This window comes from Kangiella sp. TOML190 (assembly GCF_023706045.1).
In the GTDB taxonomy this organism is placed as follows: Bacteria; Pseudomonadota; Gammaproteobacteria; order Enterobacterales; family Kangiellaceae; genus Kangiella.
The window spans coordinates 774,269-793,781 of record NZ_BQYL01000001.1 but is presented as its reverse complement, the minus strand read 5'-3'; the positions used below and the strand labels follow the sequence as shown (position 1 = coordinate 793,781).

At 44.3% G+C, this 19,513-nt stretch carries 17 protein-coding genes; 7 read left to right on the top strand and 10 right to left on the bottom strand.

All coding sequences use genetic code 11. The annotated features are described in order from the left end of the window. Positions 1-103: 103 nt before the first annotated feature. The 3 genes from NFS34_RS03805 to mnmG are packed head-to-tail and all read right to left on the bottom strand — an operon-like array spanning position 104 to position 3,475. On the bottom strand, positions 104-871 hold the full coding sequence (locus tag NFS34_RS03805; RefSeq protein ID WP_251358558.1) for a ParA family protein: 768 nt from the start codon (positions 869-871) through the stop codon (positions 104-106). A 22-nt stretch (positions 872-893) separates the two neighbouring features. After that, positions 894-1,541 (bottom strand): 16S rRNA (guanine(527)-N(7))-methyltransferase RsmG, encoded by a 648-nt coding sequence (gene rsmG / locus NFS34_RS03800; RefSeq protein WP_251358557.1) that lies wholly within the window; start codon positions 1,539-1,541, stop codon positions 894-896. Positions 1,542-1,576: 35 nt separating this feature from the next. Continuing rightward, positions 1,577-3,475: a tRNA uridine-5-carboxymethylaminomethyl(34) synthesis enzyme MnmG gene (gene mnmG / locus NFS34_RS03795; protein ID WP_251358556.1), complete on the bottom strand. Its 1,899-nt coding sequence runs from the start codon at positions 3,473-3,475 to the stop codon at positions 1,577-1,579. A 246-nt stretch (positions 3,476-3,721) separates the two neighbouring features. Between mnmG and NFS34_RS03790 the strand changes: the two genes are divergently transcribed. The 3 genes from NFS34_RS03790 (at position 3,722) to NFS34_RS03780 (ending at position 6,642) form a co-directional block, all read left to right on the top strand. Next, positions 3,722-4,345 carry a CPBP family intramembrane glutamic endopeptidase gene (locus tag NFS34_RS03790; RefSeq protein WP_251358555.1) on the top strand — a complete coding sequence of 208 codons (624 nt, stop codon included), beginning with the start codon at positions 3,722-3,724 and terminating at the stop codon, positions 4,343-4,345. Positions 4,346-4,395: 50 nt separating this feature from the next. Continuing rightward, positions 4,396-5,667, top strand: coding sequence for a hypothetical protein (locus NFS34_RS03785; RefSeq protein ID WP_251358554.1), 1,272 nt, complete (start codon positions 4,396-4,398; stop codon positions 5,665-5,667). 129 nt (positions 5,668-5,796) lie between these two features. Then, a complete protein-coding gene (locus NFS34_RS03780) occupies positions 5,797-6,642 on the top strand; it encodes a neutral zinc metallopeptidase (RefSeq protein ID WP_251358553.1) in 846 nt (281 codons plus the stop codon). A gap of 287 nt (positions 6,643-6,929) precedes the next feature. On the opposite strand, the gene NFS34_RS03775 is transcribed toward NFS34_RS03780, so the two are convergent. From NFS34_RS03775 to rpmH, 7 genes are all read right to left on the bottom strand, one after another. Beyond that, the gene (locus tag NFS34_RS03775; RefSeq protein ID WP_251358552.1) at positions 6,930-7,310 is read right to left on the bottom strand and encodes a VOC family protein; all 381 of its coding nucleotides are present in this window, start codon (positions 7,308-7,310) and stop codon (positions 6,930-6,932) included. Positions 7,311-7,503: 193 nt separating this feature from the next. After that, on the bottom strand, positions 7,504-8,181 hold the full coding sequence (locus tag NFS34_RS03770) for an HNH endonuclease (RefSeq protein WP_251358551.1): 678 nt from the start codon (positions 8,179-8,181) through the stop codon (positions 7,504-7,506). 311 nt (positions 8,182-8,492) lie between these two features. After that, positions 8,493-9,851: a tRNA uridine-5-carboxymethylaminomethyl(34) synthesis GTPase MnmE gene (mnmE, locus tag NFS34_RS03765; protein WP_251358550.1), complete on the bottom strand. Its 1,359-nt coding sequence runs from the start codon at positions 9,849-9,851 to the stop codon at positions 8,493-8,495. A gap of 33 nt (positions 9,852-9,884) precedes the next feature. Continuing rightward, positions 9,885-11,549, bottom strand: coding sequence for a membrane protein insertase YidC (gene yidC / locus NFS34_RS03760; protein WP_251358549.1), 1,665 nt, complete (start codon positions 11,547-11,549; stop codon positions 9,885-9,887). A 41-nt stretch (positions 11,550-11,590) separates the two neighbouring features. Further along, the gene (gene yidD / locus NFS34_RS03755) at positions 11,591-11,821 is read right to left on the bottom strand and encodes a membrane protein insertion efficiency factor YidD (RefSeq protein WP_376707931.1); all 231 of its coding nucleotides are present in this window, start codon (positions 11,819-11,821) and stop codon (positions 11,591-11,593) included. Next, positions 11,818-12,195 (bottom strand): ribonuclease P protein component, encoded by a 378-nt coding sequence (rnpA, locus tag NFS34_RS03750; protein ID WP_251358547.1) that lies wholly within the window; start codon positions 12,193-12,195, stop codon positions 11,818-11,820. The genes yidD and rnpA overlap by 4 nt, the downstream gene beginning before the upstream one ends. A gap of 36 nt (positions 12,196-12,231) precedes the next feature. Beyond that, positions 12,232-12,366: a 50S ribosomal protein L34 gene (rpmH, locus tag NFS34_RS03745; protein ID WP_154246629.1), complete on the bottom strand. Its 135-nt coding sequence runs from the start codon at positions 12,364-12,366 to the stop codon at positions 12,232-12,234. Between the two features lie 903 nt (positions 12,367-13,269). On the opposite strand from rpmH, the gene dnaA reads away from it, so the two are divergent. The 4 genes from dnaA (at position 13,270) to gyrB (ending at position 19,460) form a co-directional block, all read left to right on the top strand. Continuing rightward, complete coding sequence (gene dnaA, locus NFS34_RS03740) at positions 13,270-14,631, top strand: chromosomal replication initiator protein DnaA (protein ID WP_251358546.1); 1,362 nt, start codon at positions 13,270-13,272, stop codon at positions 14,629-14,631. 39 nt (positions 14,632-14,670) lie between these two features. Continuing rightward, positions 14,671-15,774: a DNA polymerase III subunit beta gene (gene dnaN / locus NFS34_RS03735; RefSeq protein ID WP_251358545.1), complete on the top strand. Its 1,104-nt coding sequence runs from the start codon at positions 14,671-14,673 to the stop codon at positions 15,772-15,774. A gap of 56 nt (positions 15,775-15,830) precedes the next feature. Continuing rightward, entirely contained in the window at positions 15,831-16,931 is a 1,101-nt protein-coding gene (recF, locus tag NFS34_RS03730) for a DNA replication/repair protein RecF (RefSeq protein ID WP_251358544.1), read from the top strand. Positions 16,932-17,036: 105 nt separating this feature from the next. Beyond that, positions 17,037-19,460: a DNA topoisomerase (ATP-hydrolyzing) subunit B gene (gene gyrB / locus NFS34_RS03725; protein WP_251358543.1), complete on the top strand. Its 2,424-nt coding sequence runs from the start codon at positions 17,037-17,039 to the stop codon at positions 19,458-19,460. Positions 19,461-19,513: the final 53 nt, after the last annotated feature.

Below are 19,513 nucleotides of genomic sequence, written 5' to 3'. Positions count from 1 at the left end.
GACGAAGTACCTAAAGGTATTTCCTTCTGTCACAATCTAGTTAATTCGACGCTTCGAGAGATTGCCACGCTCGTACCTCACTCGCAATGACAATCTTAATAAATTACTGTTGCCTAATAATTTCACCAGCCAAAGCCAAATAGGCTTTCGAGCCAGTAGAATGTCTATCGTGTAATAATACGGGAACCCCATGACTGGGCGCTTCGGCCAGCCGCACATTTCTCGGAATTACTGTGCGGTACACTTTTTCTGGAAAATGGTTAAACAACTGGCGCGAGACTTCCAACGACAAGCGGTTGCGCGGATCGTACATGGTGCGCAAAATACCTTCGATGTCCAAGTTTTCATTCACATGCGCCTGCACTTGATTGATGGTATTCAACAGTGCTGACAAACCTTCCAATGCGTAATATTCGCACTGCATTGGAATGATCACAGAATCTGAAGCCACCAAGGCATTTAAAGTCAACATGTTTAGTGAAGGCGGGCAATCTATGAGCACATAATCATAGTAAGTACTTACATTGCTAAGTGCTTCGGCTAACCGCTGCTCTTTGTTTTCCAATTCTAATAGGTGAACCTCGGCAGCGGTGAGATCGGCATTTGAGGGCAGCAAGTCATAGCCAGCGATCTCCGAAACGGTGATATGTGCTTTGGCCTCAGAAGGATTCATTAGCGCATCATAAACCGACACTTCGAGTTCATTTTTCTCAATACCGGAGCCCATGGTGGCGTTGCCTTGCGGATCCAGATCCACCAACAACACTTTTTTGCCTTCTTGCGCTAACGAAGCGGCGAGATTAACGCTGGTGGTGGTTTTGCCGACTCCGCCTTTTTGATTGGCAACTGAAATGATTCTTGCTTGCGCCACAGTGACCTCTAGTAACTCTTTGTTATTGGTTAGTTTTTTGCAAATAGATTAAATGGCGCTGTTCGCTTCGATTGGGCAACTGGATAAGCTCACTGTTAACCAGCTGTATCTGTTGCGGCAACTGCTGCAATTCCTCAGTCGGGTAAACCCCTTTCATGGCAAGCCACTGACCCTGCTCAGCGAGCAGATGTTCAGTCCAGTTCAGCATGTCCTCAATGGAGGCGAAAGCACGCGAAAGTATGCAAGCATACCCTGATTCCTGAGCAAAGTCTTGTACTCTTGAATTGACCACCTGAACATTGGACAAACCCAGTTCAAACACCGTTTGTTTTAGAAAACGGGTTTTCTTGGAATTGGTATCGAGCAGGCTAAATTGCTTGTCTGGATTTAATATCGCCAAGGGGATCCCAGGCAGCCCACCGCCAGTGCCAACATCCAGTAAACTATTGAAATCCTTAATAAAAGGTGAAATCGACACCGAATCTACCAGATGCAAATCAAGCGCTTCTTTAGGATCGGTAATGGCGGTTAGATTAAACCCCTTGTTCCACTTTAACAGCAGAGACAAGTAGGCCAGCAGGCTATCGGTCTGCTCAGCAGTTACACTCACACCAAGCTGCGTGCACTTATCCAAAAAGTCCTTACGCAGATAAATTAAGCTGGATTCCATAAGTTAATTCTTAGTTTTAAGTTAGCGGTTTTCTATCAGGCCGATTTTAAATGCTTACGTTTTTTGAGATAAACCAATAATAACGAAATTGCCGCTGGTGTGACTCCAGAAATTCGACTGGCTTGGCCAATGGTTTGCGGTTGGATGTTGGCCAACTTTTGCGCCACTTCGTTGGATAAGCCTTTGACTTGGCTGTAATCCATATCTGCTGGCAGGGCAGTATTTTCATTACGTAAATTACGCTCGACTTCCTCTTTCTGGCGATCGATATAGCCAGCATACTTCACCCGAATTTCCACCTGCTCAGCCACCTTTGGATCGGTCACCGCCGGCCCCATTTCGGGCAAACCCACCAAGGTTTGATAGTTCAAATCAGGGCGCCGCAACAATTCTTGCACTTTATAAGCGCGGCTAATCGGATCTTTAATTTGTTGATTCAAAGCCTTTGCCGCTTGGCTATCGGGCCGTAGCACTAAATTGGCTAAACGCTTCGACTCTTGCTCTATCGACTCCATTTTGTCACTAAAAGCCGCCCAGCGCGCATCATCGACCAAGCCTAACTCGCGGCCTTTTTCGGTCAAACGAGCGTCAGCATTATCTTCACGCAGGATCAAACGGTATTCGGCGCGTGAAGTAAACATCCGATAAGGCTCTTGAGTTCCGCGGGTGATCAGATCGTCAATCAAAACCCCAATATAGGCTTGATCGCGTCTTGGCGACCAGCTCTCCTTATCCTGCGATTGCAACGCTGCGTTCATGCCAGCAATCAAACCTTGGGCACCAGCTTCTTCATAGCCGGTAGTACCATTGATTTGACCAGCAAAAAATAGGCCATGAATAAATTTGGTTTCCAGTGAGGCTTTTAAGTCGCGCGGATCGAAAAAGTCATACTCAATCGCATAGCCGGGACGAGTAATGTGGGCATTTTCAAAACCCTTAATCGAGCGCACCAATTCCATCTGTACATCAAACGGTAGGCTGGTGGAAATGCCATTAGGATACAATTCATCGGTATCTAAGCCTTCTGGCTCAACAAAAATCTGATGGCTGGATTTATCAGCAAAACGAACAATTTTATCTTCAATCGAAGGGCAATAGCGCGGCCCAACCCCTTCGATCTCGCCAGAATACATTGGCGATCGATCCAAGCCACCACGAATCAGCTCATGAGTTTGCTCGTTAGTATGGGTGATCCAGCAGCTGATCTGTTGTGGGTGATCCGATGCTTTGCCCATAAACGAAAAGGTTGGCACTGGTGTATCGCCTGGCTGCTCTTCCATCTTGGAAAAATCCACCGATTTAGCGTCAATCCGTGGCGGAGTACCGGTTTTTAAGCGATCCACCCTAAAGGGCAGGGCTCTTAATCGTTCGGCTAGAGCTATCGACGGCGGATCGCCCGCGCGACCACCGGAATGGTTATCCATACCAATATGAATTTTGCCGCCAAGGAAAGTCCCCACGGTCAAAACCACTGTGTCCGCATAAAAATCCAAACCCATTTGGGTTTTGACGCCACGGACTTTTTGCTCAGAGCCAGCTCCTTCAACAATGAGATCCACGACCGCGTTTTGAAAAATTTGCAGGTTTTCTTGGCTTTCCAGCATGCTGCGAATGGCGGCCTTATACAAAGCGCGATCCGCTTGGCCGCGCGTAGCCCGTACCGCAGGGCCTTTAGAAGCGTTTAGGGTTCTGAATTGAATACCACCTAAGTCGATAGCCTTGGCCATAGCGCCGCCCAGCGCATCAATTTCTTTGACTAAGTGGCCTTTGCCAATACCGCCAATGGCAGGATTGCAAGACATTTGCCCCAAGGTTTCAATATTATGAGTTAGCAACAGGGTTTTTACGCCCATGCGCGCAGCCGCCAGCGCCGCTTCAGTGCCAGCGTGCCCGCCACCAACAATAATAACTGAGTATTTTTCAGGATATTTCATAAAATCAACAAGCCGCTAACTCAAAAAAGCCGCCAACAACGCCGTAATTTACAAGGGGCAGCGATCATACCGAGATTTGTTTATCTTTTGAACAACTATTTTTCAAATTTTAGCCCTAATAACGCTATTTTTATCGGAAATAAAGCTTTAAAATCATGTCTTTAGGTTTAAATTTAAGGCTATAGCATCTCCCGCGCATTATCCAATACAAGCCCATCGGTTGCACAAGCACTTAGCCTGTTGTTATTGGTATTTCTATTAATGCTGGTTATCGCCACAGCGGTACTGGCCGTAAGCAACGATCCGGCTAGTGAAACCGTGACCGCCAACGCCACGGCTTTGGCCATTTTTATCTCCCTAGCGGCGAGCTATCTGATTCTTGTTATTATCAGCAAACACTATTGGCACCAGCAATTTTTGCCGAGCTTAGGTTTTTCCCCCAGCTGGCTATTGGGCAGCTTAATCTTAGGTGTAGTTTTTGCGCTCCTGATCCAGCAATTGCAAAAGCAGTTCCCAGCGCCAACCGGGCTTAAAACCAGTATGCAATTGGCGCTCTCTAGCGACGACTGGTTAAAAGTTTTGGTTTATTTTAGCGCTATTGGTTTAGCGCCTTTTTTTGAAGAATACCTTTTTCGCGGCATTGTGTTTGACAGTTTCAAGCAACAGTGGGGACTGTTGATGGCAGTCTTGCTATCGGCTTTTATTTTTACGCTGTTTCATTTATTCGAATATTATCACTATTGGCTAGCTTGGTTGGCGATCTTTAGTTTGGCAATAATACTTGCAATCGTGCGCTATAAAAGCGAATCTATGCTAAATCCAATAATATTACATGCCGCTTATAATACGACTTTGCTATTCCACTCATAAGATGGAAAACAAAGAAAAAAGGACGGCGGAAAACATCAAAGGAGCAACTTGTGAGATTTTTTATTCGATTATTTTTATTTTTAATCGTAATTGCAGCGCTAGTCTACGGCTACGCTTGGTATAAAAATAAGCAATCTGTCGATAGCATGATTATTAACAATGGCGGCAGCTACGATTCAACCTACTTGGATCTTAATGGCGATAGCGTTATCAAAGGCATTCGCTTTAACATTCCTGGTCTGTCTGATGCTGCCACGGTGCAAGAGCTGCGCATGGGAACCGGTAGCCTATTAACCAATGTGCGGGTTGCTAAAGCTTTTGCTAATCAAGACTTAGAAGGTTTGCCGAATCACTTTGATCTTTTGTTTGATGCCAAAGGGGCTAAGCTTCCGCTGGACCCTGCCATGGATCAAACGAATGCCGGAGCAACGCCCTTTTTAAATCTAGCAACCTTTGCCGGTTGTGGTAATCGTACTGATTTATCCGTAGCCGATCTATCCAGCTTAGGTATCTATGCGCTAACTTCCGATGCCAAAGTTAAAGTTTCTATTGATAAAACCAATAGCAAGGCATTTGCCGATTTCTACATCAATTTGGATAAATTAAGCACTTTGAAAATGGACTTCCGTTTAGATGGTTTTTCTTTTACCAACCCTTTTGGTATGGGTTTGGGCGGCGGCTCGATAGAGGTTTCTGACAATGGTATTCAAAGAGACATCAATAAACTGTGTGCGCAAGAATCGAACCTAAGCGAGAAACAATATACCGAACGCCATATTTCCTATTTGAAACATCTGTTGTTCCGAGAAAATATTTACCTAAGCCCAGAGTTTTATCAAACATATGCGGCTTATCACGCTAACCCACGCTCCATAAAGCTTAAATTCCACCCCGACAGCAGTTTACAACCTATGAGCTTAGCAGGTGTTTCTCCTCGTCGTTTAATGAGTTTATTGAATGCCGATGTGATGATTAACGATCAATCCATCACTCCACTATTCGGTAACCGTCCCGATCCTTCAGAATTGCCAGAACTTGACGAAGTCACGCCTGAAGAATCGACCCTAACGATCGTTCAAGGCCTAACGGTACAACCAACAGCCGTTGCTTCGCTGGCTAACTATGTGGGTTACGATGCGTTTTTTAACTACCGTGGACAAAAATATAAAGGCGAAATTCTTTCGGTTTCTGGCGATAACGCACTTATCAAGTATGAAATCAATGCTGGCAACCGTGTTTCCAAGCCTTTTGCTATAAGTGAAATTAAAAATTTGCGAGTTCGTCGCGAGTTTGTTCCGCCTAAGGCCAGCAGCGATAATTAAATCTGTTAATACCTTATAAGCCCAGTTTTTACTGGGCTTTTTTATGCTTTACATTGTTTGCCGTTTCAACCCTCAATTACGAACCACTTTATGGTAAAGTCTCTATGTTATGTAACTTATGGGGGACCTATGCGCTGGAAAGATAGAAGACGCAGTACAAACGTAGACGATAGACGCGGCCAAAGCATGAAAAAGGGTGCGGCGATTGGCGGCGGTGGCATTATCATGGCACTAATCGCAATTTTTTTATTGGGCAAAGATCCGGCGCAAGTGATGCAGGGGATGCAACAGCAACAAGCGCAAACTCCGCAACAGTCCAAACCTTATCAATCTTCGCCACAAGAAGAAGCCGTTAAAGATTTTATGTCGGTGGTGATGGCAGATACGGAAGATACTTGGGGACGCATTTTTCAAAATGCCGGTCAACAATATCCGCCGCCAACCTTAGTTTTGTATTCAGGCGCGACGCAAACCGCCTGTGGCGTTGGCCAAGCGGCTTCGGGGCCATTTTATTGCCCTGGTGATCAGGATATTTATATCGACATGGCTTTTTTAAATGAATTGCAACGGATGGGCGCTTCCGGTGATTTTGCGGTAGCTTATGTGTTAGCGCACGAAGTCGGCCATCATATTCAAACCATTACTGGCACCTCAAGCAAAGTGCGGCAAAGACAAGCCCGTGCTCGCAGCAAAGCAGAGGCCAACGACTTGCAAGTACGAATGGAATTACAGGCCGATTGCTACGCTGGCGTTTGGGCAAATCATACTCAACAAAGAACTCAGTTTTTAGAACGTGGTGATGTGGAAGAGGCGATCAAAGCCGCCGCTTCGGTTGGCGACGATACCATTATGCAAAGAGCAGGGATCCCGCCAAGAAAAGAAAATTTTACTCACGGCACCTCACAACAACGAATGCAGTGGTTTAACCGCGGTATTCAGTCGGGTGATATTCGACAGTGTGATACCGGGATTTAATACTTACTTGATTATCCCGCAAAGCCTCAAAAGTATTTCCTTAAATTACTTAATAAGTTATTAAAACTCAGAATACGTCATCCTGCGGCTTGACCGCAGGATCCAGAATAGATCTGGATTGATTTTCCTGTTGTGGCTTTTAATATCTAGAACATGGTGCTGATGTTCTTTGTTCAAATCGTCTCCCTAAAGGGATTTCCGTTGGTCACAGATTTGAATTGCTATGCCTTTGACTTTGCTCAGCTAAATATAAAGGGGGCTATGGTGCATAGGTCTGAGCTCTATTGCTACTTCATCGAATGCAAGCCAATCATATTGCCTTCAGTATCCCGCACCAAACTGCAAAAACCATACTGACCTATCGACATTTTACCATTTTCAACTTTACCACCCGCAGCTTCCACCCGTGACTCTTCCAGCGCACAATCCTCGCAATGAAAATAAACAATCGTGCTCATGCCGCCCGCTTTAACACTGTCATGGTGCACCAAAGCGCCGCTGGCACCATAAGTTTCCATATTCGAGGGAAAAGCCCACATGGTTAATGAATCTTCAGTAGGGTTACTTAAAGACTCCAGCTCAACCTTTAACACCGATTGATAAAAATTTTTCGCCCGTTGCATATCGTCCACATAAATCTCAAACCAACCGATCGGATTATTCGCCATAATTAACTCCTTGTTAAATACCAAAGACTCAATCTAGCAAATAGTAATGGGAATACACAATTTTTTAGTAACTAAGATGATTTTTTGTAACGCCTTGCTTACCGGCCCAACGGAGCAGAGCAAGCTTGTGGTAAAGTTTGCGCAGCAAACCACAAGCTTGCGGCGCGTAGTTGGGTCCGAGTACAGCAAATTGTTAGCTGCTTAGCACTATGGGCTGCAACTCGCCTTTTTTTAACATCTCAAGTTTTTCGAGAACCTGCTTAAATTCGTCTTGGGAAAGCAAATTTTCTCGATACAGACTGCGAACAAAAGAAGCAGCATCAATGGGGCCCTTTTTATTGTTGCAGGTTCTGCAAGAGGCGACTATATTTCGGTAGGAATTGTCGCCAGCAGGCCGACTTACTACATGCTCCATAATGTAGTTGTCTGCCGTTAACTTTGCCCTGCAATAGAAGCATTCATGTTTTTCTCTTTCTAATATGGCCTGACGATTTTCTACATCCTCAAAGAAATCCATATCTTCGATATCTATGATTTGTTCGCTGGAGTGGCCATCACACAGCTCTGGGATCTCTTCTGGAAGATATGCATGAATTCTTGTTCCCATTCGCTCGGAGCCCAAGACTTTAATGAATCCCTTTTCCGAGAGGGTCCCGAGCCTCTCATAACATACACCTTCTGAAGGTGGTGTTTTGTGTTTGCCCACTCCATAACCCAGCTTTTTACGCGCAGATTTAAAACCAATGACAGCATCGCTCTGACCAATCAGGCGACTATGACGAATGATATAGATGTAAATTGATTGCTCGTATACATCCATAGATGGCGCCATGAAATCTTGGAAATCTGCTAAAAATTTTTCAACGTCCATACTTTCTCTTTGCAGCTAACAGTTGAATATGCGACATTGCGCATAATTGCTTGATTTATAAGACATTTATTTTTTAGATCCCTTTTGCTCTTAATTACCCCTGTTAAGAGGACATTTTAGTTCCCATAATACTGATTGTGTCTTAATAAAATCAATTGGTTATTTGCTTTTTCTTGAGCAAAAGGGATCTTGACCTCAAGGTATTAACCTAAATTGAACTTTTCTGTTATTGACTACAGGCACTTCCATCAGTCGCCCGCGAAAACAAGAATAACGCCATGCAGAACAGCTGAACCGCTTAAGTTAAGTTTTTATTTGCCAATACAAAAGCTACTAAATATTCGACCCAACAAATCATCGGCGGAAAATTCGCCGGTGATTTCTGAAAGCGAGTTTTGCGCTTGGCGCAGTTCATCGGCGAGTAATTCACCGGCATTAAAATCGACCAGTTGTGCTTTACCCTTTACGCAAAAGTCCAAACTTTTTTGAATAGCGTCTAGGTGGCGGCGGCGAGCCAAAAAAGAACCTTCGGAAGATTGCTGGTAGCCAACAATTTCTTTGAGTGCGCTTTTTAGAGCTTCGATACCATCGCCTTTTTTGGCGCTAATGGGAATGACTTTATATTCCGAATCAATCGGTTGCTTATCTATTTTCGAGAGATCGGTTTTGTTAGCAACGATCAATAATTTATCTTTAAATTGTTCAAAGCGGGTAAAAGATTGATCAATAGCGTGGGGTGAATAGTCGGTCACTTCGTTAGAGTCGGCCACCAGAATAATTTGATCCGCTTGTTCAATTTCTTTCCAAGCTCGCTCAATGCCAATTTGCTCAACCTTATCATCGGACTCGCGCAGGCCAGCAGTATCAATAATGTGCAATGGCAAGCCGTCGATATGAATATGCTCTCTTAGCACATCCCTAGTGGTCCCAGCAATTTCAGTAACAATCGCTGCTTCTTTGCCGGCCAAAGCATTCAGTAAACTCGATTTTCCCGCATTAGGCTTGCCCGCAATAACCACAGTCATGCCTTCGCGTAAAATCGATCCTTGCTGGGCTTCTTGTTGCAAATTTTTAACGGCTTCGATAATGCGATTAAGATCAGCTAAGACTTTGCCGTCCGATAAGAAATCAATTTCTTCTTCGGGAAAGTCAATCGCCGCTTCTACATAAATTCGCAGTGCGATTAGCTCTTCCACTAGGCCATGAACCTTCGCCGAAAACTCACCTTGCAAGGATCGAATTGCCGATCGAGCAGCTTGCTCGGAAGTGGATTCAATTAGATCGGCAATCGCTTCGGCTTGCGCCAGATCAAGCTTATCATTGAGAAAAGCGCGCTCGGAAAACTCCCCCGGTTTAGCGATTCTAACGCCAAGTTTTAGCAATTCTTTTAATAAAACATCTAAAACCACTGGCCCGCCGTGGCCTTGCAGTTCTAAAACGTCTTCGCCAGTAAAGGAGTGGGGCGCTTTAAAAAAAATTGCGATCCCTTGATCGACAATTTGCGCTTGCTGATCAAAAAAAGGTAGGTAGGTCGCATCCCGAACTTTGAGTTCAGTTTTTAGTAGTTGTTGTGCAACTTGTGAGGATAGTTTGCCCGAGACTCGAATAATACCAACGCCACCACGACCGGGTGGGGTTGCAATGGCGGCAATGGTATCCGAGTTACTCATTAAGGTTATTCAAGCGTTTAGGTGCTTGCCTGTTTATCCTTTCTTTTTAGCTTTGGTCGATTTTTTGTTTTTCGTCAAGGCGCTTTTGCCTAAAGCTTCTTGGTGTTCAATTTTTTTATTTACGTATTGCTGTTGGGCAATGGAAATTAAGTTGTTGCATAACCAATAGAGCACCAAACCTGCGGGGAAAAACAGCATAAAGACCGACAGCATCACGGGCAAATATTGGAACATTTTTTGTTGCACCGGATCCATGTTAGGCGAAACCGGTTGCATTTTTTGCATCAAATACATACTAGCCCCCATTAAAATCGGCAAGACGAAATAGGGATCGGCTACCGATAAATCTTGGATCCAACCAAAGAATGGCGCATGACGTAATTCAACCGCTTCAAACAACACATAATACAAGGCGATAAAGATCGGAAACTGAAGCAACATTGGTAAGCAACCGCCTAAAGGGTTGGCCCCTTCGTCTTTATACATCTTCATCATTTCTTGCTGCATACGCTGCTTGTCTTCACCATAGCGCTCTTTTAGACGCTGCATTTTCGGTTGCAATTTACGCATCGCATGGGCTGATTTGTATTGCTTTTTCGACAAAGGATAGAGCAGTGTCTTAACCACCACTGTTACCATAATAATCGCTAAGCCCCAATTGGCTAAAAAGCCATAAAAAAAGTTGAGCAACTTATACAGCGGAATGCCAATCCACCAAACCCAAGATAAATCCATGGTTTTATTTAGACCAGGCGCTGCCGCTTCGAGTTGTTCAAGCAATTTAGGACCGACGTATAAGGACGCTTTGATTTGCTGTTGGCTATTGGCCGGAACACTAATCGAAGGTTGGACAAACTGTACCTTAGACTCAAAATCACCTTCCGCCACTTGTGACGCTTTGGCACTCAAATTAATGGTTCTATCTTGCTCAGGGATCCAAGCAGCAACGAAATAATGCTGAATGTAACCAATCCAGCCGCCTTGGCGCGTTGCCTTGATCGGCTCATCCATCAGATCTTCGTAATCACGCTTTTCGTATACTTCACCTTCAGGCGAATAAGCAACCCCAAGAAAAGGCTTCATACCAAAAGCGCCTTTATCCTCAAGGCCCGTTTCTTTTTGATCGCGTACTAATTCGGCAATAAAGTTGAAAGTGCGATCGTTGTTAGATTGGTTATTGATCTGATAATCCAACCCAACCAAGTAGCTGTCACGTTTAAAGGTGAAGGTTTTGATAAAGCTAACCCCTTCAGCGTTTTGCCAGCGCAAAGGCACTATAACTTCATCTTGACCTTCAGCCAGCTGATAAGACGTTTTATCGGCTCGGTAATTAGCTCTTGGCAATTGGTTATCCGGCGCACCAGTGCCTAATAAAGCACTTTTAGCAAGGTAAGTTCGCTCTCGATAATCCAGCAACACCACTTTAGGTTGCGGCTGGTTTAAACGCAGATCGTAATCCAGCGTTTCGGCGTACACCAAATCGCCACCTAAAGTGTCAATCTTTAGTATCAATCTATCCGTGGTCACGGTAATTAGATTTTCAGCATCGGTATTGCTGCTTTTGCCAACCAAACCTTGCTCGCTCGTAACCGGTGTTAGTTCCGGTTTTGGCCCATAATCTTTTTGCCAGGCTTGGTACAGCAAAAAACTTAAGATGGCGAAAGCTAGAAATAAAAAACCGCGTTTAGATTCCAACATTTGTGTTCTCTTTATTTAAGTATCAATGATTGTCTATGGTCTTAGGATTGGAGCTTCTTTGGCTCAGAATTCACTTCAGGTACCGGATCGCAACCACCCTCACAACCCGGATGACAACGCCCAAGGCGTTTTAGCGTTAACCAGCTACCTTTTACTGCCCCGTGTTTTTCCAGAGCTTCGATGGAATAATTCGAACAAGTCGGCGCAAAACGGCATTGATTGCCGATAAAAGGACTTAAGGTCAGCTGATAAAGCCGTACCAATTTGATCAAGAGCCAGCGCATCGTTTGGCGATTTTTTCCCACAAAGCTTCGAGCTGCCCGAATAATACCTGATTCGATCGTTCACTACTACCACGACGCGCCAAGATCACGCAATCGATCGCTGGTAACAGACTTTGCTGATGACGAAAGCTTTCTCGCACCAAACGCTTAAGCCGATTGCGATCAACCGCAAAGCGTACATTTTTCTTGGCAACGATTAACCCAAGTCGCGGGTGATTACAGGAATTGGAACAGGCGAGCAAGGTGAAGTCTTTACTGGTGGCTTTTACTGGGTTAGTAAATACTTGCTTATATTGTTTAGCGGTGAGTAATCGTTGGGTAGCCGTAAACCTCTTGTTGGGTTCAAGCTGCGGATCACTCACTGCAAAACAATGCTCTTCAAGGTTGTGGGTTTAAGCTTAGGCGCTTAAACGCTTACGACCTTTAGCACGACGACGATTTAAAATAGCACGGCCGTTTTTGGTAGCCATACGAGCGCGGAAACCGTGAGTACGTTTACGCTTAATGTTGCTTGGTTGAAATGTTCTTTTCATCGGGATAACCCACTTAACTCTAAAATTTGTTAATAACTAGGTTGCTAGCAATATCTGCTTAACAGGCCTATTTCACAAGGACGCGAAATTCTATAGTAAATCCTGGTCAGGCGCAAGCCCTAAAACCGTTTATTTTAAGGCCTTTTACCCCTATTTTTTTGACTGGATAGAACGCCTATTTTTGAAGATCGGACTATCTAGTAACAATGTTTCTGGATAACACTAGATCTTGTGGATCGATTGCTGAAAACAGTGACTTGTGGATAACTGATTAAATGGCATTTCTTTGTCTTTTTCGTTAAAAGTTTGTATTTTCACCTGAAACAAGCAAAATAAACTCAAAAAGGTTATTAGGGTCACTTTTAGCTCCATTTGCCAGCTTTTTTGCTTATCCAAGGCTTATAATAAATATATGATCTTTAAAAGATCTTTTTATTATTATTAGTGCTCTACTTTGCTGTGGGTAACCGCTTTTTTATTTTTTAAAACAGGAGGTTATAGCATTGATAAGCTTGTTGTTAGCTTGTCTTTATCCCTGTGTCCAAAAAATGGATAAGTGGGTTTTTGCTTGCTTTTGGCTATATATCCACAGAATAGCATCATTTATATACATTTTATAACCACAAACTTATCCTAATAGGCCAGTTAAATTGTGATTGCTGTTTTTTACAGCGTTTTACACTATTAGAGCAAAAATTGTCATTAGGGTAAAAATATGCAGTTTTTTGTCGATCCTTGTGGATTCTTTTTTAGAAGCGATCTACACTGTGTACCCTACTATCGATTCTGTTCCTGTTGAGATCGAAAAGGGATTGGCAAAAGCGGGGCTAACAGATACAAAAGCTCTTAGCGACATAGGCAATGACAAGCATAACAATAGCTACAAGAACAAAGCAGTAACGCATGAATACTTCACATACGACTTGGCGAACCTGTCTGCAGCAGCTGCAGTCGGAATTGTCCGTCAACGAATTTAATACTTGGATCAAGCCTTTGCGGGTAGAAGAGTCTGATTCCGAGGTTAGTTTATTTGCCCCCAATCCTTTTTTTGTGGATTGGATTAGGCAACAATACCTCAATAAAATCAATGAGATGGTATCAAACCATCCGGCCAGCCAGAACAAGCAAGTCTCGTTGCAAGTTGGCTCCAGCCCGGTGAATAACAACAAACCAGCAACGGTTAACAAATCCAACCCAGCTCCTGCCGCCGCGAAAACGAATCATCAGAGTCAAAACCTGTTTCAGCACAATAACTTGAATCCTAAGTTTATTTTTACCAAGTTTGTTGAGGGTAAATCCAACCAGCTGGCCCGCGCAGCAGCGCAGCAGGTGGTGGAAAATCCCGGTACGGTTTATAACCCTTTGTTTATTTACGGTGGCGTTGGTTTGGGTAAAACCCACTTGATGCACTCGATTGGTAATTTGATTTTGGAGCAAAAGCCTGACGCTAAGATTGTTTACCTGCATTCGGAGCGTTTTATGGCCAACATGGTTAAGGCCTTGCAAACCAATACCATGGAGAAGTTTAAAAACTTTTACCGCTCTTTGGATGCCTTGTTGATCGATGACATTCAATTTTTCGCCAACAAAGGGCGTACCCAAGAAGAATTTTTTCATACCTTTAATACCCTGATCGAGAACAATAAACAGGTGATCATGACTTGCGATCGCTATCCGAAAGAAGTCGAAGGGTTAGAAGAGCGACTCAAATCGCGTTTTGGTTGGGGGTTAACGGTTGCCATCGAACCGCCGGAGCTGGAAACTCGAGTAGCTATTTTGATGAGCAAGGCTGCTGCTTCCAATATTGAATTGCCGCACGAAGTGGCCTTCTTTATCGCTAAGCGGATCCGCTCGAATGTGCGAGAGCTCGAAGGAGCCTTGAAAAGGGTGATTGCCAACGCGCAGTTTACTGGTCGCGCCATTACCTTAGATTTCGTTAAAGATGCGCTAAAAGATCTGATCGCGGCGCAAGATAAGATGATTTCCATTGAAAATATTCAAAAAACCGTTGCTAGCTATTACAAGATCAAGGTTTCTGATCTATTATCTCAAAGACGCAGTCGTTCGATCGCACGACCACGGCAAATGGCGATGGCATTAGCCAAGCATTTGACCAACCACAGTTTGCCGGAAATTGGCGAAGCCTTTGGTGGGCGTGATCACACGACGGTTTTACATGCCTGCCGTAAAATTAACGAGCTAAAAGGCGAAAGCAACGATATTGAAGAAGATTTTTCGAATTTATTAAGAACATTATCCAGTTAACAATAAAGGCCAAGGCGAATTGGCTGATAAGGTGATTTTATGCGCTTTAGTATTCATCGTGAGCAACTTTTAAATCCATTACAGTTGATCAGTGGGGCGGTTGAAAAAAGGCAGACACTTCCAATTTTATCCAATGTTTTATTGGTTGTTGATGATAGTAAGTTATCACTAACTGCAACCGATCTAGAGTTGGAGTTAAAAACCGAAGTGATGTTAGAAGGCGATTTCGAGCCAGGTGAAATCACCGTACCCGCGCGCAAATTATTGGATATTGTCAAAAGCTTTGCTAGCGAGGAACTGATCCAGTTGAACATGGGCGAGTCGCGCTTAACATTGAAAACCCCTTCCAGCCGTTTCAGTTTATCCACTATGCCGGCCACTGAATTCCCCAACGTAGAAGAAACCGCCAGCTTGGTTAATCTGCAATTGCAGCAAACCCTATTGAAAGGCTTGATAGAAAAAACTCAATTTGCCATGGCGCAACAAGACGTGCGGTATTATTTAAACGGCATGCTGTTCGAGTTTGATAATAATCAACTGACCACTGTAGCTACCGACGGCCATCGCTTGGCACTGTCGCGCGAACCGGCGGAAGTGGATGCCGAAGATAAGGTCAGTGCGATAATTCCGCGCAAAGGAGTGATGGAGCTGGCGCGTTTGTTGGATCATTCCGACGAATTGGTATCGATTGCGTTAGGCTCGAACCACATTAAAGTGACGAATTCCGATTACAGTTTCACTTCCAAATTGGTGGATGGTCGTTTCCCAGAATACAACAAGGTGTTACCAAGAAACGGTGACAAGGTCGTGATGGTGGATCGCGAGCTGATCAAAGATTCTTTATCGCGCGCTTCGATCTTGTGTAATGAAAAGTTCCGCGGTGTTAGGTTTATGCTTTCTAACGATCAGGTGCGATTACATGCTAACAATCCTGAGCAAGAAGAAGCGGAAGTGGAGTTCAGCGTGGATTATCAAGGCACGGATCTGGAAATTGGTTTTAACGTTGGCTACATGATTGACGTGATGAACACCATTAAAACCCCGCAAGTAAAAATGACGTTTATTGATGCCAACTCTTCTAGCTTGATTGAAGAGGTGGATGGTGGCGAAAGCCTTTACGTGGTAATGCCGATGCGACTTTAATAATAGCATCCAACCATTTTGAACCCTTTCTTGCTTCTCTATTTACCCTAAGGATCATGCAGATCCAACAACTGAAAATCGGGCAGCTGCGTAACATCCGCAGCTGTCAGCTTGAATTATCCCAACAGCTGAATATCTTTTATGGCAGCAACGGTGCTGGAAAAAGCAGTTTATTAGAAGCTATCTACACTCTAGGCAATGGTCGCTCCTTTCGTACCGCACGCCATGCCAAGGTTATCCAAGAAGGAATGGATTCATTCAATGTGTTTGCTCAATTCCGAACCGATCAGCCACACAGTCAAAAAATAGGCCTTATTCGACAACGCAATGGCGATATCCAAATAAAACTTAATGGAGATAAAGTTACCAAGCTAAGCAATTTAAGTAAGACCTTGCCGATGCAAATTTTAGCGCCCGAGCAATACGAACTGCTTAGTAAAGGCCCTAGTGGTCGACGAAAGTTACTCGACTGGGGAGTGTTCCACGTGGAACATTCGTTTTTATCGTTATGGCAAAAAGCCTTAAAAATATTGCAGCAGCGAAATCAGGCTTTAAAGCAAGTGACGCGTTATCAGCAGTTATCGCCTTGGGATCAGCAATTGATCCCAGTATCCCTTGAAATCGATACTAAGCGCCAAGAGTATATAAAAGCAATAGAGCCAATTTTCCAACAATTATTGGCGGCTTTTTTGCCGAGCATTACAACCGAGCTTAATTTGTATTCGGGTTGGAAGAGCGGAGAGAGTCTCGAACAAGTCTTGCTCCGCCAGTTTGCATTGGATGTAAAAACAGGGTTTACCCATTCGAGTATTCAAAAAGCTGATTTAAAAATACTGGTCGATGGACAAGCTGCAGCGGATCAACTGTCGCGCGGCCAACAAAAGTTAGTCACTATTGCGTTGAAGTTGGCTCAGGTCCAGTTGATGCAACAGCTGACAAAGCGCTGTCCGATTTTCCTACTGGACGATATTGGGGCGGAGTTGGATATTGATCACCAAAAGGTGCTATTGGATTTTTTAGCAAAGCAACCTAAAAACCAGCAAATATTTATAACATCGGTGCATTTAGATCCCCTAAAAAGGCTCATAAAAGGGTATAATAGAGTTAAATTGTTTCACGTGGAACATGGCGTGATAACGGAAGAAAAGGTGGCGTAAAACGCCTACAAGCAGTGTATTTGGGCAAAGGCCTTACACCAAGTAAATTATAAGTGATGAAAGCTGCTGAACCCACTCAGCCAGTGATGATAACAGGAATAGACAATGTCAGAAGAGACTAATTACGACTCCTCCAGTATTAAAGTTCTTAAAGGTTTGGATGCGGTGCGCAAGCGTCCAGGTATGTATATCGGTGATACCGACGATGGTACCGGCTTACACCATATGGTGTTTGAAGTGGTGGATAACTCCATCGATGAGGCGCTAGCGGGTTATTGCTCGGAAATTTACGTCACCATTCATACCGATGAATCCGTATCGGTTAAGGATAATGGCCGCGGAATTCCTACTGAAATCCATGAAGAAGAAGGTCGTTCGGCGGCAGAGGTTATTCTAACGGTGCTGCATGCTGGCGGTAAGTTTGATGACAATTCTTATAAGGTTTCCGGCGGTTTGCATGGGGTTGGGGTTTCGGTAGTTAACGCGCTTTCCGAAGAGCTGAAATTAACCATTCGTCGCGAAGGTAAGCGCCATGAGCAGATTTATGTGCATGGCGAGCCGCAAGAGCCACTAAAGGTGGTCGGCGATGCTAAAACCAGCGGTACCGAGGTGCGCTTTAAACCCAGCGCTGAAACTTTCACCAATATCCAATTCCATTACGATATTCTAGCCAAGCGCTTGCGTGAGCTGTCTTTTTTGAATTCAGGAGTTAGTATTCATCTGATTGATGAGCGTAGTGGTGAAAAAGAGCACTTCAAATACGACGGCGGGATCAGTGCTTTCGTGGCTTACATCAATGAAAAGAAAACGCCGATCCATGAAAAGGTGTTCCATTTTACCCAAGAGCGTGAAGATGGCATCACGGTAGAAGTCTCGATGCAGTGGAATGACTCTTTCCAAGAAAATATTTATTGTTTTACCAATAATATTCCGCAGCGTGACGGTGGTACTCACTTAGCGGGTTTCAAAGGTGCGCTGACTCGCAGTTTAAATAACTTTATGGAAGCCGAAGGCTACAATAAAAAGGGCAAGGTTAGCACTACTGGTGATGATGCGCGAGAAGGGTTGGCGGCAGTGGTTTCGGTTAAAGTGCCGGATCCAAAGTTTAGCTCGCAAACCAAGGATAAGCTGGTTTCCAGCGAGGTAAAAACTGCGGTTGAACAAGCTATGGGCGAACATCTGAAGGATTTTTTGTTAGAAAATCCACAGGATGCTAAGACAGTTATCAACAAGATGATTGACGCTTCCAGAGCGCGCGAAGCAGCGCGTAAAGCGCGTGAGATGACCCGCCGTAAGGGTGCGCTCGATATCGCCGGTTTGCCGGGTAAATTGGCCGATTGTCAGGAAAAAGATCCTGCTTTATCAGAGCTTTACATTGTGGAGGGTGATTCTGCGGGTGGCTCAGCCAAACAGGGTCGCGATCGTAAAAATCAGGCCATCTTGCCGCTTAAGGGTAAGATCTTAAACGTTGAAAAAGCCCGTTTTGATAAGATGCTGTCCTCGCAAGAAGTTGGTACTTTAATTACAGCTCTGGGCTGCGGTATTGGCCGCGAAGAGTTTGATCCGGATAAGACTCGTTATCATCGCATTATTATCATGACCGATGCCGATGTGGATGGTGCGCACATTCGTACCCTATTGCTGACCTTCTTCTATCGCCAAGTGCCAGAGCTTATCGAGCGCGGCTATGTGTATATTGCTCAGCCACCTTTGTATAAGATCAAAAAAGGTAAACAGGAGCAATATTTAAAGGATGATGAGGCATTAGAGCAGTATTTAACGCAGTTAGCACTTACTAACTCCGAGCTATATATCAATAAAGAGTCTCCAGCCATCTCTGGGCCTGGTTTAGAAAAGCTGGTGAACGATTATCGTGAGGTAAAACATACTATTCGCCGGCTTTCGCGTTTATACCCGCAGAAAATTTTGGATCAGCTGATTTATCATGAAAAGCTGACCAGTGAAGCATTAACGGAGGAAGCAAAGGTACAAGCCTGGACCGATAAATTGGCAGAGTTGCTAAACACGGATAATCGCTCTGGTGCGGTACGTTATGAGTTAAACCTGCGTAAAGATAATGAGTTAGATCATTATTTGCCGCATATCGTGATGCACCATCACGGGGTTGAAAGTGATTACTTACTTTCGTCAGAATTCTTTGCTTCTGGAGACTACCGTAAAATTACCGAGCTGGGTGAAGAGCTTTCAGAGTTGCTGCAAGAAGGTGCTTACGTTAAGCGAGGCGAGAAAATCCAAGAGGTTTCCAGTTTCCGTCAAGCGCTCGATTGGTTGATGAGCGAAGCCCGTCGTGGCCAGCACATCCAGCGCTACAAAGGTTTGGGTGAGATGAATCCGGATCAATTATGGGAAACCACCATGGATCCGGAAACCCGCCGTATGTTGCAGGTAACGATTGAAGATGCGGTTGGTGCCGATCAGTTGTTTACCACCTTAATGGGTGATCAGGTAGAGCCGCGCCGAGATTTTATTGAATCGAATGCTTTATCAGTGGCTAACCTCGACGTCTGATCGATTAGTGATAAATTACAAGATAAGTAACTTGGCTTGGTTTTTTTAGAGAA

Coding starts and splice junctions, on each gene's coding strand:
- NFS34_RS03780 (WP_251358553.1), top strand. CDS start 5,797: ATGCGCTGGAAAGATAGAAGACGCAGTACAAACGTAGACGATAGACGC.
- recF (WP_251358544.1), top strand. CDS start 15,831: ATGCAGATCCAACAACTGAAAATCGGGCAGCTGCGTAACATCCGCAGC.
- rsmG (WP_251358557.1), bottom strand. CDS start 1,541: ATGGAATCCAGCTTAATTTATCTGCGTAAGGACTTTTTGGATAAGTGC.
- yidC (WP_251358549.1), bottom strand. CDS start 11,549: ATGTTGGAATCTAAACGCGGTTTTTTATTTCTAGCTTTCGCCATCTTA.
- gyrB (WP_251358543.1), top strand. CDS start 17,037: ATGTCAGAAGAGACTAATTACGACTCCTCCAGTATTAAAGTTCTTAAA.
- mnmG (WP_251358556.1), bottom strand. CDS start 3,475: ATGAAATATCCTGAAAAATACTCAGTTATTATTGTTGGTGGCGGGCAC.
- dnaA (WP_251358546.1), top strand. CDS start 13,270: ATGAATACTTCACATACGACTTGGCGAACCTGTCTGCAGCAGCTGCAG.
- rpmH (WP_154246629.1), bottom strand. CDS start 12,366: ATGAAAAGAACATTTCAACCAAGCAACATTAAGCGTAAACGTACTCAC.
- dnaN (WP_251358545.1), top strand. CDS start 14,671: ATGCGCTTTAGTATTCATCGTGAGCAACTTTTAAATCCATTACAGTTG.
- mnmE (WP_251358550.1), bottom strand. CDS start 9,851: ATGAGTAACTCGGATACCATTGCCGCCATTGCAACCCCACCCGGTCGT.
- NFS34_RS03770 (WP_251358551.1), bottom strand. CDS start 8,181: ATGGACGTTGAAAAATTTTTAGCAGATTTCCAAGATTTCATGGCGCCA.
- NFS34_RS03775 (WP_251358552.1), bottom strand. CDS start 7,310: ATGGCGAATAATCCGATCGGTTGGTTTGAGATTTATGTGGACGATATG.